Origin of the sequence: Kitasatospora sp. SC0581 (assembly GCF_048159585.1) — a bacterium.
In the GTDB taxonomy this organism is placed as follows: Bacteria; Actinomycetota; Actinomycetes; order Streptomycetales; family Streptomycetaceae; genus Kitasatospora.
The window spans coordinates 92,434-106,050 of sequence record NZ_JBLRWA010000027.1 but is presented as its reverse complement, the minus strand read 5'-3'; the positions used below and the strand labels follow the sequence as shown (position 1 = coordinate 106,050).

Here is a 13,617-nt window from a genome sequence, read left to right as displayed (position 1 = left end):
CCCCCGACCCCCCCCCCCCCCCCCCCGCCCGCCCCCCAGAACCCCCCCCCCCCCCCCCCCCCCCCCCCCCCGGCGCCGCCCCCGGCCCCCCACCCTCCCGAGAGCCCTCCCCCACAGAAGACCCCCGCAGAGCCCGCTCCAAGTCCCGCAGAGCCTGCCCCACCAACCGAACCCCCGCCCGCACCACATCCCGCTGCACCCCCGCCGGCGCCCCCGCCAACCCCTCCTCCAACCGCGCCTGCGCATCCCGCACCGCCCCGAACTCCACCGCCTGCCCCGTCAGCAGCGCCGCCGCCGCGAGCGCCGTCGCCAGCCGCAGCTCCTCCGCGTACTCCCCGGTCCCCGGCACGGGCTCCGCGTCCGCCGCCGGCAGGTGGGCCTCCAGCAGGACGGCCGCCCGCCCGAGGGCCCCGACCGCCGCCCGGGCCCGGTCGATCTGGCGCCGGCTGACCCCGGCCAGTCCGGTCTCGTGCCGTCCCGGTTCGGCGTCGGCCCGCTGCATCGCCTGGATCAGTTCGGACCGCGCCTCCCGCGAGTCCAGCAGCGCGCTCCGCACGACCCGCCCGCGCGGCGCCGCCGGCTTCTCGTAGCAGGCGATCACCGCTCCCGCGTACCGTCCGGCGGCCGCCAGCCACTCGGCGAGCCGTTCGCCGAGCCGGGCGGTCTGCCAGGTCGGGAACAGCGCGTACGTGACGAGCGCGATCGACCCGCCGAGCAGGGTGAGCCCGACCCGTTCGAAGGCCGTCACCAGCGGGTTGCCCTCCTGCAGCCCGAGCAGGAACACCACGTACGTGGAGATCCCGACGGTGGTGAGCGCGTACCCGGTGCGGAACGCGAGGTACGCCCCGCCGATGCAGACCACCGCCAGCGCGGCCAGCACCCATTCCCCGGGGTGGAGCAGCTGCACCACGAGCGTCGAGACGGCGACTCCGACCACCGTCCCGGCCAGCCGGGCGACGCCCCGGCTGTAGGTCTGCGCGAAGTCCGGCCGCATCACCATCGCGGCGGTCATCGGCGCCCAGTACCCGTGGTGGAACCCGACGAGCCGGGCCAGCAGGTAGGCGACGGTGACCACTCCGGCGAGCCGGACGGCGTGCTGGAAGATCGCCGAGCGCGGGTGCAGCTGCCGCCGGACGGCCCGCGCCGCGACCGGCAGCATCCGGGCGATGGTGGGCTTGCGCAGCGCCCCGCCGGCCCCGACCACGGGCGTGGTGATGGTGTCCTCGTCGTTGCGGTCCAGGGTGTCCGCGGCCTTGCGCAGCAGCCCGCCGAGCCGCCGGGCGGAGCGCCGGGCCGCGCCCTGGAGCCGCGGCCCGTCGTCGGAGCCGACCAGGGTGAGCGAGGGTGCGGAGCGGGGGAGCCGGACCGGGTCGCCGGTGCGGATCGCCCGGGCGAGGGCGTCCATGACCTCGGCGGCGGCCGCCAGCACCTCCCGGGCCCGGTCCCGTTCGGGTCCTTCCTCGGGGGCGCCCACCTTGGGGTCGGCGAGTGCGGCGAGGGTGGGCCGGATGCGCTCGGCGATGCCGCGCAGGCCGCGCAGCTCGGGTGGCCGGTGGCGGTCCTGCCAGGGGGTGAGGGCGGCCGCGTGGCGGGCCGTCATGAACGGTTCCGGGTCCACGTGCGCGGTCGGGTCCTGCCGCAACCGCCGGGCGTAGTCGGCGAGTTCGGCATAGGTGTCGGCGAGGGCCTGCCGCTGGGCGGTCCAGCTGCCGATCGGCCAGACGGTGATGACGGTGGCCTGGACGACCCCGCCGAGGGCGGCGACCAGCCCGTGGCTGAGCGCGGTGACGGTGCTGACGGGGAGCTGGACGACGATCAGCATCACCGAGACGGTGTTGGTGGCGACCACTCCGGCGGTGGGCCCGATCGCCCAGGCCAGTCCGGCGCCGAAGGCCCAGACCGCGAGCAGTACCGGGAACAGTCCGGGGACGCCGGCGGCCAGGTAGCCGAGGAAGGTGCTGATGCCGAGTCCGGCCCCGGCCGCGACGGCGAGGCTGGCCCGGGGCCGGAAGCTGCGCTGGAAGGTCGCCGAGCCGGCGATGAACGCGCCCATCGCGGCCGAGGTGGCGAGCGCGACCCCGCCGAGCGCGAGGGTCGGGAAGAGCACCAGCGCCACCGCGACCGCCCCGCGCACCGCCCGCTTGGGGTCGGTGAGCGCCCGGTCCAGGGTGAGCCCGGTCCGCGCGGTGTCACGAAGTGCGGCGAACCAGGACATAGCGCCATCCTAGGGCGTGATCTCCGGGGCCGGGCCCGACCTCCGGCGGAGCCGCGCCGCCACCCACAGCAGGGCCCCGGTCGGCAGGAAGACCGCGTCCGCCGCGATCATCGCGAGCGAGAACACCGGCAGCCCGAGCACCACCGCGATCCCCGCGTGCTCCAGCACCATGACGGCCAGCAGGACGTTCTTGACCCGCCGGTTGACCAGTGTGAACGGGAACGCCACCTGGAGGACCACGGTGCCGTACGAGACCAGGAAGACCGGCAGCAGCGCCGAGCCGACCAGCGCGGACAGTCCCGGCCAAGGGGCGAAGTAGTCCAGGTGCAGCGGGTAGTACAGCGCGGTGCCGTCCTGCCAGCGCGAACCCTGCACCTTGTACCAGCCGGCCGTGGCGTAGATCAGCACCACCTCGACGGCGATCACCAGCATCGCGCAGTTGTGCACCATGGTCGCCAGCGCGTCGAGCACCGCCCGCGGCTCGCCGTCCGGCCGCAGCCGGCCGAGCGTCCACCAGAGCCCGGCCACCGCCCAGAGCCCCCAGAACAGCGGCGACCAGCCGAGGTACGGGAAGGCCCGGTCGGTCCAGGTCAGGGTGTCGCCCGCGAAGCCGCCGAACTGACAGGCCGCCAGGGCGGCTCCGAGCACCGCCCAGAGCACCACCCCGGTCCGCCCCGGCCGGGGCCTTCGGGCGTCCAGCGACCAGACCTCGGCGCAGCGGGTGAAGACCAGGTAGACCGCCATCAGGTGGACGACGTTGTCGCCGCCGTCGCCGAGGAAGACGTCGCGGTTCTGCAGGGACAGCACGGTGACCAGGAACAGCACCGTGCTCGCCCTGGTCCGCCAGCCCAGCAGCACGGCCAGGGCGGCCAGCACCGCCAGGTGGTAGACCAGCTCGAACCAGAGCCGCCCGCCGAACCAGGGCAGCACGGTGAGCGCCCCGTTGTCGGCCAGCAGCCGCTGGGCCAGCTCCGTCGACCAGGGGGACCGGTCGCCGTACAGCACCCGCCGGTGGGGCCACTCGCGCAGCAGGTAGGCCAGCCAGACCAGCCCGAAGCCGATCCGCACCACCGCGGCCTGGTGACGGCCGAGCACCCGCCCGGTGAAGGCCTCCGCCGCCCGTCCGAGCGGCGCCCGCGGCCCGCGCGCCTCCCGCGTCTCCCGCACCGCACCGGGCTCCGCCGCCCGCCCGGCCCCGGCCTGCCGCGGCACACCGCCGGACGGCACCGCCGCACCCGGCGGCAGCGCCCCGTCGGGCCGGTCGGGCCGTACCGTCGCCTCGTTCATCCGAGCAGCCCCCGGTAGTCCTCGTCCGCCACCGGCCACCACGGCAGCTCCCGCACCCGGGGCGCCGCCGGCGCGGGCTCGCCGCTCCAGGACGGCGGCGGGACGGTGACCGCGGTCGAGCGGAACTGGATCTCCAGGACCCGTTCGCCGTCCGCCTCCCGGCCGATCCGCTGCAGGGCGATCCGCTTGAGGTACTGCTCGGCGAGCCGGCCGCGCGGGGAGGCCGGGCTCTCGTCCTGCGGGTTGTGCGTGCCGTCGTAGAAGTCCCAGGCCCGGCGCAGCAGGTTCTGGTCGACGTGGCTGGGCGCCGGGTTGCCCCGTATCGCGGCGATGTCCTGCGCGGTCAGCCCGATCCAGTCCCCGGTACGGGTGGCCCCGGCGGGCGCGGCGGTGCGGACCCGGGCGTCCACGCTCACGTTCTGCTGGAGCGGGTTGGGCGCGAACAGCTTCCAGTTCTGCTCGAACTCCGGGTACACCAGGCCGTCGACCTCGTCCCGGTACTGCCGGGACACCGAGTTGGCGGGCGCGACGTGCAGGAAGACCGCGGCGAGGAACAGCCCGGTGCCGCCGGCCAGCACCGCCCCGGCGAAGCCGAGGACCAGCTGCGCGGGCCTGGACCAGGCCCGTCCGGCAGCCGGCCGGTCCGTCGTCTCGGTCATGGCCTCCCCCGACCGGTCGGCGGGCACCGCCGACCCGGTGCCGGCGCGCTCGCGCGCGCCCATCCTGCCCTAAGGGCCGTGGGGCGGGGGCCGTCAGAGGACGAAGGCCTCCTGGCCGGTGCTGCTCACCATCGGACGGCCCGCACCCTGCCAGGCGTACATCCCGCCGTCCACGTTCACGGCCTCCCGGCCCTGCTGCACCAGGTACTGGACGACCTGCGCGGAGCGGCCGCCGACCCGGCAGAGCACGTACAGCTTCTCGTCCGGCAGCTCGCCGAGCCGGGCGATCACCTCGCCGATCGGGATGTGCAGGGCGCCGTCCACGTGGCCGGCGTCCCACTCGTCCTGTTCGCGCACGTCCAGCAGGGCGGCGTCGGCGGGCACGGCGGCGGCGTCGGCGGAGGGGATCTGCGGGAACATCGTGTGGCTCTCCTGGGATTCGGTCGGGTGCGTGCCATTGTCGCCCACCGGCGCCGTGCCGTGGGCGCCGGAGGACGGGCCGTCCGCCGGGGCCGGGCCGCCGAGCAGCCGCGCCAGCTCGGCCTGCTGCCCGGCGGCCTTGGCCAGCAGCTCCTCGGCGAGCTGTTCCAGCAGCCGGTCCGGGTCCTGCGGGGCGAGGGCGAGCAGCTGCCCCATCGGGGTCTGCTCCAGCCGGACCTGCTCGGCGGCGGTCTCGGCGATCTTGGCGGTCAGCCAGTCCAGCCGGCGGCGCAGCCAGTCCGAGCGGTCGGGGGAGTCGACGGCGGGCGCGGCCTCCGGCGCGGTGGACCACTCGGCGGCCAGGGCCCCCAGCACGCCCGCGTCCCCGTACGCGTAGGCCTCGTTGACCCGGACCAGGAAGGCGGCCCGGCGCTGCTGCTCGCCCGGGTCGGTGGTCAGGTCGGGGTGGGCGCGGCGGACCAGCTCGCGGTAGATCCGCTGGGCCTCCTTGCCGGGCCGCACCCGCTCCGGCGCGGCGGGCGGCGGCGGGGCCGGCTCGCCGTCCTGGCCGGTCTGCTCCCGCACCGAGTCGAACAGCGCGTCCAGGTCGGGCAGTTCGTCGACCTGCCGGCGCGCCTCGGCGGCCCGGCGCAGGTCCTCCGGCAGGCCGGTGCGGGCCGCCACGGCCTCGGCGACCAGCGCGTCCAGCTCGTCCAGCCGGGCGTAGAGCGGGCCGAGCAGCTGGTGGTGGATCAGCGCGAAGTTGTCGATCTCGACCCGCAGCGTCTGGACGTCCACGTCCATGCTGAGCCAGGCCAGCTCGGCGGCGGCGACCCGCTCCTCCAGTGCCTGCTGCTCCGGGTCGGTCCAGCGGGCGGGGCTCTGCGCGCTCAACTTCTCGCCTCTGTCTCGTCCGGCCGGCGGCGTCCTGCGGACCACTCGTACGGGCGGTCCGGCCTGCCACCCTACCGCCGTGATCGCGGGCCCCGTCCGGGTGAACCGGGGGTACGGACCGGCGCGCGGCGCGCGACACGCAACCGATCCTGAGGAATCTCCCCGTTTCGGTGTCGAGCCCGGCCCGGTCCGTGCTTCGCTGGTATCCGCACAGCGTGCCTTCCTCCGGAGAGACGGCCGCCCCGGGCGCGGCGGCCAGGCGGGAGCAGAGCGAATCCATGGTGGCCGAGTCCAACTCCACACCGCGGCCGGCGGGCGACGGAACCGCGCCGGGCGACCACCCGACGGGGGTGGCCGCCCTGGTCCGGCTCGCCCCCGTCCTGGTCGACCGGTCCGGCCGGATCGCGCAGTGGGGGCGGGCCGCCGAGGAGCTCTTCGGCCACCGCGCCGACGTCGCCCACGACCGCCCGGCCTCCGGCCTGCTGCCCGCCCTGGAGTCGCGGGTGCTCGAACGCTGCTCCGTCCGCCGCCCCTGCGACGCGTTCGACACCCTCGCCGAGCGGACCGCCGACGGCCGCCCCTGGATCGGAAGGCTGACCGTCACCGACCGCGAGGAGCACCAGCGCGACGTGCTCTGGTGGGCGTACCCGCTGCCCGGCCCGGTCGGCGGGCTGCTGGCGCTGGCCGCCGACGCCCGCCCGCTGCGCGCCACCGGGCCGCGGCTCGCGCTCGGCGAGCGGCTGCTCCCCTTCGCCGCCGCGCCCGGCGTCCGGGGCGGCTTCCACGCCCTGGCCGCGGCGCTCACCCCGGCCGGCCTGCCGGTGCCCGAGCCGCTGGTCCGGCTGCTGCCCGCCGCCCACCGCGCGGCGCTGCTGGCCGCGCTGGAACGGGGCGGACTGCCCGCCCTGCGGCTGGACCCGGCCACCGTGCTGCCGGTGCTGCCCGCCGACGCCCAGACCGGCAGGGCGCAGGCGGCCGCCGGCCTCGGCCGCCGCTACCCGACGCCCCAGCAGCGGGTCGCCCGGGTCGGCCCGCCGCCGCAGCCCGAGCAGGGCGCGCCCGGCCGCCGTCCGCCCGGCCCGCTGCCCGTCCAGCGCGAGACCCCGGACCGCCCCGCCGCCCAGCCCGCGGCCCCCTCCGCCGTCCGGCCGGTGGCCGCCGTCGGCGGCGGCTCGGCGGGCGCCGGCCCGTCCGTCCCTCCCCCCGCCTCCGGCCGGGAGGTGCCCCCGCCCACCGCAGGAGCCGCAGCCATCGAGCACGCCACCGTCGAGCCGTCCGCCACCGGCCGTCCGCCGCTGCGCACCGACCAGGCCCCGCCCGCCGCCGTCCCGGTCCCCGCCCCCGCGGGCGGCGAGGGCCCGACCGGCGGCCGGCTCGGCCCGTTCCTCACCAACGGGCAGGCCGGCGAGCAGCTGGCCCTGCTGAACGAGGTCGGCGGCAAGGTCGGCACCACGCTGGACCTCGGCTTCACCGCCCACGAGCTCTGCCAGGTGCTGGTCCCCCGGGTCGCCGACTTCGCCTGCGTGGACCTGGTGGACGGGCTGATCTCGGACTCCGAGCTGCCGGCCGCCCGCCCGGACGACGACACCATGCTGCGCCGGGTCGCCCTGGTCTACAACGAGACCGGCGGCGTCTGGGACCACGTGCTCTCCGAGGGCTCGCTGGTCAGCATGCCCCGCCGCACCCCGCCCGGGATGGCCCTCCAGCTGAACCAGCCGGTGCTGGTCCCGGTGGTCAGCCCGGACGTCGCGGTCGACTACGCGATCGCGCTCGGCGACGCCCGGCTGACCCCGGTGGTCACCGGCCGCTCGATGCTGGTCGTCCCGCTCTCCGCCCGCGGCACCGTGCTGGGCATCCTCAAGCTGCTCCGGCTGCCGGACCGCGCGCCCTTCGACGAGAGCGACGCCGCGACCCTCAAGGAGCTGGCCGTCCGCGCCGCGCTGTCGCTGGACAACGCCCGGCTGCACCGCGCCGAGGCCAGGGTCGCCACCACCCTGCAGCGCTCGATGATCCCGACCCGCCCGCCGAAGATCCCCGGCGTGCAGATCGCCCACCGCTACCTGCCCGGCGACCCCAAGGCCGAGGTCGGCGGCGACTGGTTCGACGCCATCCAGCTGCCCGGCAGCCGGGTCGCCCTGGTGGTCGGCGACGTGATGGGCCACGGCATCCACTCGGCCGCCGCGATGGGCCGCTTCCGCACCGCGATGCAGACCCTCGCCGCCCTGGACCTGCCGCCCGGCCAGCTGCTGCGCCACCTGGACAACCTGGCCCACAAGCTCGGCGACGACCACCTCGCGACCTGCCTGTACGCGGTCTACGACCCGATCAACCGGACCTGCGAGCTGGCCAGCGCCGGCCACGTCCCGCCCGTACTGGTGCACCCGGACGGCACCGGCGAGCTGCTGGAGATCCCGGCTGGCGCGCCGATCGGCGTCGGCGGGGTGCCGTTCGTCGCCAAGACCATCGACGTCTCGGACGGCTCGATGCTGGTGCTCTGCACCGACGGCCTGGTCGAGGTCCGGGGCGGGGACATAGGAGCGGGCCTGGCCGCGCTCTGCGGCAACCTGATCGACCCCCGGGAGAGCCCCGAGCAGGCCTGCGACGTGGTGCTGCGCCGGCTGCACTCGGACGACCGCAAGGACGACGTCGCCCTGCTGGTGGCCCGCTTCGACGGGGTCGCCCCGTCCGAGGTGGCCACCTGGGACCTCACCGTGGACCACCGCGAGGTCGGCCGGGCCCGCTCGCTGGTCCGCGAGCAGCTGGCCGGCTGGCACCTGGAGGCGCTCAGCGACACCACCGAGCTGCTGGTCAGCGAGCTGGTGACGAACGCCGTCCGGGTCGCCCGGGACACCGTGAAGCTCCAGCTGATCCGGGTGGACAAACTGCTGGTCGAGGTCAGCGACGACAACCACAACCTGCCCTCGCTGGAACCGGCCGAGCAGCTCGGCGAGACCGGCCGCGGCCTCACCCTGGTCACCAAGCTCGCCGAGCGCTGGGGCACCGCCCGCAAGGCGGTGGGCAAGGTCGTCTGGTTCGAGCTCCCGCTCCCGCACGCCTGACGGCCGCACCGACGGGCCCCGGACGTCGAACGGCCGTGTACGGGCACCCGTACGCGGCCGGCTTGAGCGCGGTCGGCGCCCGTCAGGGGATGACGGCCCCCGCCGAGGTGCGCCGCCGGGCCTCCACCGCGACCTCCCGCGAGGCGGCCGCGGCCACCGAGGCGGCGGCGCCGACCCCGGCCAGCACCCGCGGCCAGAAGTCCCCGAAGACCTCGACCGAGACGGCGATCAGCAGCGCGGTGATCACCGCGACCACGTGCTCCAGACCGGCCAGGTTCGGCAGCACGACCGCCTCGCCGATCATCACCGCCACCACCAGGCCGGCGGTGAGCCAGGCCCGGCAGCGGAACGCGATGCAGATCGCCAGCGCCACCACCGCGGCCGAGGGCCCGGTGTCCCGCACGTAGGCGACCCACTTCGGGAAGCCGAACAGGTGGTGCGGCCCGATCGCCACGCCGACCCGGGCGAACAGCGTGCCCGCCAGGGTGCAGGTGTAGGCGACCACCAGGGTCATCCGCCGGCCGAGCACGATCTCGGCGATCGAGAAGACCACGAACACCTGGGCCAGCGCCCCCCAGACCGGAAGGTCCAGCGCCGGCACGTACAGCGAGAGCGGGGTCCGCAGCAGCGAGACGTCCAGCGGCAGCGCCGCCCGCACCACCCCGATGTTGTTCACGAAACGCTCGCCGCCCGGCAGGTGCTGGACGACGCTGAACAGCAGGATCAGAAACGTCGCGACGGTGGCCAGGGGAACGGCGGCGAACTTCTTTCGCACCACCGCGTCCCGGACCGTCGCGAACAGCGTTCCCCACTCGGCGACAGCGGCCGCTCCGGCGATTGCCAGCGGCCCCTTTCGCACGCCCCCCGCGTGGGTCCTGTGCATCACAACAGTTTCTCCGAATCCCCGAACGCTCTACTACTCCAACATTAGAAGCCAGTTAACAAAGCCACATCGGCACGGATGGGGAGTCGGGTCATCCTCTGGGGGGAGGCAATCCCCCCATCAGCCCCCCAATTCGACCGGCCGGTCCCCTCCGCCCCCCGACGGAGGGCTACCCCTTCCCGTCCCGGGCCGCCACCGGGACCCGCGGCGCCACCACGGCGGCCCGGGCGTGCCGACGGCGGAACAGGGCGGGCAGGCTCGGCGCGACGATGAAACCCTCGGCGCGCGCGCTCGCGATACCGATCCGCGGAATCTCGCTGCTCTTCTCGAAGAGCAGGTAACGCGGTTCCCAGATCGGGCGGTACTTGGCATTGGCGCGGTACAGCGACTCGATCTGCCACCAGCGCGAGAAGAATCCCAGGATCGAGCGCCACAGCCGCAGCACCGGGCCGGCGCCGAGGCGCGAACCGCGCTCGAAGACGGAACGGAACATCGCGAAGTTCAGCGACACCCGCTTCAGCCCGACCTCGTCGGCGCGCTGCAGCAGCTCGATGACCATGAACTCCATCAGGCCGTTCTCGGTGTCCCGGGCCCGGCGCATCAGGTCCAGCGAGAGCCCGTCCGGGCCCCACGGCACGAAGCTCAGCAGCGCCTTGAGCTCGCCGTCCCCGTCGTGGCACTCCAGCATCACGCAGCGGCCGTCGCCCGGGTCGCCGAGCCGGCCGAGCGCCATCGAGAAGCCGCGCTCGGTCGCCCCGTCGCGCCACTCGTCGGCCTTGGCCACCAGCTCGGCCATCTCCGCCTCGGAGATGTCCTCGTGCCGGCGGATCCGCACCGTGTACCCGGCCCGCTTGACCCGGTTGTAGGCCTGCCGGACCACCCGCATCGCGCGGCCGTCCAGCGAGAACTCGTCCAGCTCGACGATCGCCTCGTCGCCCAGCTCCAGCGCGTCCAGCCCGTGCCGGGCGTAGATCACCCCGGCCTCCTCGGAGGCGCCCATCACGGCCGGCGCCCAGGCGTGCTCGCGGGCCTCGGACAGCCAGGCGTCGATCGCGCCCGGCCAGGCCTCCGGGTCCCCGATCGGGTCGCCCGAGGCGAGCGAGACGCCGCCGATGACCCGGTAGGTGACCGCCGCCTTGCCGCTGGGGGAGAAGACCACCGCCTTGTCCCGGCGCAGCGCGAAGTAGCCGAGCGAGTCCCGCTCGCCCTGCTTGTCCAGCAGGCCGCGCAGCCTGGCCTCGTCCTCGGCGGTGAGCAGCTCCTTGCCGCGCGGGCTGCGGAAGGCGACGTACAGCACCAGCAGGAAGAGCACCGCGCCCATCGCGTTGATCGCGGCGTTCACCCAGGTCGGCGCGGCGATCACCGAGCGCAGGTGCTCGGTCGGGGTGATCGTGATCATCCGGCCGACCGAGTACCGGAACAGGTCCCAGAAGCCGGCGCCGGAGAGCTCGTTGGTCATCCAGACCAGCAGCGCCCCGACCCCGCCGCCGAACGCCAGCCCGCCGACGAAGGTGGCCGCCGCGGTCTTCGGGTTGGAGCTGTCGCCCTTGGACGTGAACTCCTTCCGCCCGACCAGCAGCGCCAGGACGAACAGGCAGGTCAGGACGGTGGAGAAGTAGTTGAGCGGGTGCCTGTTGAAGCGCTCGTCCGGCACCAGCATGAACGCCAGGTAGAGCAGCGCGAAGAGACCGCCGAGCGCCGTGTTGAAGATCCACGCGGCCCGCTTGCGCCGCCGCATCGCGATCGCGAGGAAGACCGACAGCACCGCGCTGGCCAGCCCGGAGGTCATCAGGTACGGGGTGAAGTACTCACCCTCGTTGTGCTCGCTGACCTGGTTCCGGAAGGGCACCAGCAGGACCGTCGCCACGTTCAGCAGCGCGATCAGCCGCAGGTACCAGACGGAGGCCGCGGCGGCCCTCGGACGCCAGCGACCGGGCTCGTCGACGGGCCGGGGCCCGGGGGACGTGGCGGACGGCTCCGACTTCACAGTGGACGACACAGCTCAATTCCAAACGATCAGATGGTGGGGCGCATCCGCGAACGGCCCGGCGCCGGGCGCCCGCTCGGGCCCGACGGACTGACCGGCGACCTCGCCCGGCCGACCGCCCGAAATGGAGAAGCGGCCGGAAAAGAGTCAGCCAACTCCATGTTTCCCCACCCAGCCTGAGAATTGCGTGAACCGGGTAGCGGATTCCCACCCCCGCCGAACGGCGGGGGTGACCGCCCGCCGCACGTTCGGCACCCCGCCCCGCCTACCCCTACCCTCGAAACGACCCACGCGGACCGCCCCGACCCGGCCGCCCGAACCGAGGAGGCACCATCACCACCACCCGCGTGCTGATCGTCGACGACGAGATCCTGGTCCGCTCCGGCCTGGGGCTGATCGTCGGCTCCGCCGCCGACCTGGAGGTGGTCGGCGACTGCTCCGGCGGGCAGGCCGAGGAGCACGTCCAGCGGCTGCGCCCGCACGTGGTGCTGCTCGACATCCGGATGCCCGACCTCGACGGCATCTCGGTGCTGCGCCGCCTGCGCGCCCTGCCCGACCCGCCCGCCGTGGCGATGCTCACCACCTTCGACACCGACGAGTACATCGGCACCGCGCTGCGGGCCGGCGCGGCCGGCTTCCTGCTCAAGGACACCGCCCCCGACCAGCTGGTGCACGCCGTCCGGGTGCTCGCGGCCGGCGGCAACATCCTCTCCCCGACCGTCACCCGCACCGTGATCGGCGGCTACGTGGACGGCGGCGGCCCGGACGCCGAGGCCACCGCGCTCGCCCGCACCCTCACCGGCCGCGAGCTGGACGTGCTCTCGCTGCTCGGCGAGGGCCTGTCCAATGCCGAGATCGCCGACCGGCTGTTCCTCGGCACCGGCACGGTCAAGGACCACATCAGCGCGATCCTCGGCAAACTCGGCGCCGCCAACCGGGTCCAGGCCGCCGTCCTGGCCCACCGGGCCGGTCTGGTCCGGCCCAAGCCCGGCGACGGGGCATGACGACCGCCGACCAACTGCCGTCCCGACGGCTGCCGGCCTGGTGCACCGCCCCCTGGCTGATGCTGCTGCTGCCCGTCCTGTACGGCCTGCTGGACGCCGCCCTGGTGGCCCGGGAGGCCGCCTGGTGGCAGGTGGCGCTGTCCACGCTGGCCGCCGTCGCCCTGTTCTGGCGCCGCCGCTTCCCGGTGGTGGCGCTGCTCCTCACCATGCCGGGCAGCTGGGTGGACGAGATCTGGCTGGCCCCGATCACGGCCGTCTACTCGGTGGCCGCCGAGCGCCCCCGCCCCCGGGTCGTGATCCCCTGCGGCGTCCTGTTCGCGCTGGTCGAGTTCTTCCACTGGCCGCTGCCCCAGGACGTCCTCGACCTCAGCCGCGCCACCGCGCTGGACGCCATCCAGGCCGTGATGCTGGCGGCCGGCCCGGCCGCCACCGGTCTGCTCGCCCGCACCCGGCGGGAGCTGGCCGCCCGGCTGGACGAGCTGACCCGCGGCCAGGAGCGGGAGAGCCGGCTGCTGGCCGAGCGGGTGCTGATCAGCGAGCGCGGCCGGCTGGCCCGGGAGATGCACGACGTGGTCTCGCACCAGGTCAGCCTGATCAGCATCCAGGCGGGCGCGCTCCAGGTGAGCAGCCCCGACCCGGCCGCCGTGACCGCCGCCCGCACCATCCGGGAACTGTCCGTACGGACCCTGGACGAGCTGCGGCAGATGGTCGGGGTGCTGCGCGGCACCGGCGGACTGCCGGACGCCCCGCTCGCCCCGCAGCCCCGGCTGGCCGACCTGCCCCGGCTGATCGAGCAGAGCGGCCTGGCCGCGGACACCGAGCTGGTCCCCGGCGACCGCCCGTGGCCGGAGGCGGTCGAGCGGGCCGCCTACCGCACCGTCCAGGAAGCGCTCACCAACATCACCAAGTACGCCCCGGAGGCGGCGGTGCACGTCCGGGTCCGGGCGAAGGGCCGCCGGCTGCGGGTCGAGGTCCGCAACGAGGCCCCGCCGGTGCGTCCGGCCGAGACCCTGCCGGGCGGCGGCCACGGCCTGGTCGGCCTGCGCGAGCGCGCCCAGCTGCTGGGCGGCACCCTCACCGCGGGGCCGACCCAGGACGGCGGCTTCGAGGTCCGCGCCGAACTCCCGGCCAGCCGCGGCTGATCCCGCCCGCCCCCGAAATCCACGCCACCGGGGAGCGGACGACAAAAAAGCCCCGCAGATCCGTAGA

General features: G+C 75.2%; 9 protein-coding genes. 3 read left to right on the top strand and 6 right to left on the bottom strand.

The genetic code is table 11. The features are described 5' to 3' along the window. The 4 genes from ACLWS4_RS29910 to ACLWS4_RS29895 form a co-directional block, all read right to left on the bottom strand. A partial coding sequence (locus ACLWS4_RS29910) for an FUSC family protein (protein WP_416875747.1) occupies positions 1-2,215 on the bottom strand: 2,215 nt, incomplete at its 3' end. A 9-nt stretch (positions 2,216-2,224) separates the two neighbouring features. Further along, positions 2,225-3,502: an HTTM domain-containing protein gene (locus tag ACLWS4_RS29905; protein WP_416875746.1), complete on the bottom strand. Its 1,278-nt coding sequence runs from the start codon at positions 3,500-3,502 to the stop codon at positions 2,225-2,227. Next, on the bottom strand, positions 3,499-4,161 hold the full coding sequence (locus ACLWS4_RS29900) for a DUF5819 family protein (protein ID WP_049660264.1): 663 nt from the start codon (positions 4,159-4,161) through the stop codon (positions 3,499-3,501). Before ACLWS4_RS29900 ends, ACLWS4_RS29905 begins: the two co-directional genes overlap by 4 nt. A 93-nt stretch (positions 4,162-4,254) precedes the next feature. Further along, entirely contained in the window at positions 4,255-5,475 is a 1,221-nt protein-coding gene (locus tag ACLWS4_RS29895; protein ID WP_416875745.1) for a rhodanese-like domain-containing protein, read from the bottom strand. A gap of 215 nt (positions 5,476-5,690) precedes the next feature. On the opposite strand from ACLWS4_RS29895, the gene ACLWS4_RS29890 reads away from it, so the two are divergent. Continuing rightward, the gene (locus tag ACLWS4_RS29890; protein WP_416875744.1) at positions 5,691-8,534 is read left to right on the top strand and encodes a SpoIIE family protein phosphatase; all 2,844 of its coding nucleotides are present in this window, start codon (positions 5,691-5,693) and stop codon (positions 8,532-8,534) included. 82 nt (positions 8,535-8,616) lie between these two features. Here ACLWS4_RS29890 and ACLWS4_RS29885 read toward each other — a convergent pair whose 3' ends face one another. Both ACLWS4_RS29885 and ACLWS4_RS29880 read right to left on the bottom strand, forming a co-directional pair. Further along, entirely contained in the window at positions 8,617-9,417 is an 801-nt protein-coding gene (locus ACLWS4_RS29885; RefSeq protein WP_159028583.1) for a hypothetical protein, read from the bottom strand. Between the two features lie 169 nt (positions 9,418-9,586). Beyond that, a complete protein-coding gene (locus ACLWS4_RS29880) occupies positions 9,587-11,416 on the bottom strand; it encodes a phosphatidylglycerol lysyltransferase domain-containing protein (protein WP_079272003.1) in 1,830 nt (609 codons plus the stop codon). 338 nt (positions 11,417-11,754) lie between these two features. Here ACLWS4_RS29880 and ACLWS4_RS29875 point away from each other — a divergent pair, with 338 nt between their 5' ends. Next, a complete protein-coding gene (locus ACLWS4_RS29875) occupies positions 11,755-12,408 on the top strand; it encodes a response regulator (protein WP_234348583.1) in 654 nt (217 codons plus the stop codon). Further along, positions 12,405-13,550, top strand: coding sequence for a sensor histidine kinase (locus ACLWS4_RS29870; RefSeq protein ID WP_049657015.1), 1,146 nt, complete (start codon positions 12,405-12,407; stop codon positions 13,548-13,550). Before ACLWS4_RS29875 ends, ACLWS4_RS29870 begins: the two co-directional genes overlap by 4 nt. The last annotated feature ends 67 nt before the right edge of the window (positions 13,551-13,617 follow it).

What these genes read in the sequence shown, in the direction of transcription:
- ACLWS4_RS29870 (WP_049657015.1), top strand. Translation starts at nt 12,405, where the DNA reads ATGACGACCGCCGACCAACTGCCGTCCCGACGGCTGCCGGCCTGGTGC.
- ACLWS4_RS29900 (WP_049660264.1), bottom strand. Translation starts at nt 4,161, where the DNA reads ATGACCGAGACGACGGACCGGCCGGCTGCCGGACGGGCCTGGTCCAGG.
- ACLWS4_RS29885 (WP_159028583.1), bottom strand. Translation starts at nt 9,417, where the DNA reads ATGCACAGGACCCACGCGGGGGGCGTGCGAAAGGGGCCGCTGGCAATC.
- ACLWS4_RS29905 (WP_416875746.1), bottom strand. Translation starts at nt 3,502, where the DNA reads ATGAACGAGGCGACGGTACGGCCCGACCGGCCCGACGGGGCGCTGCCG.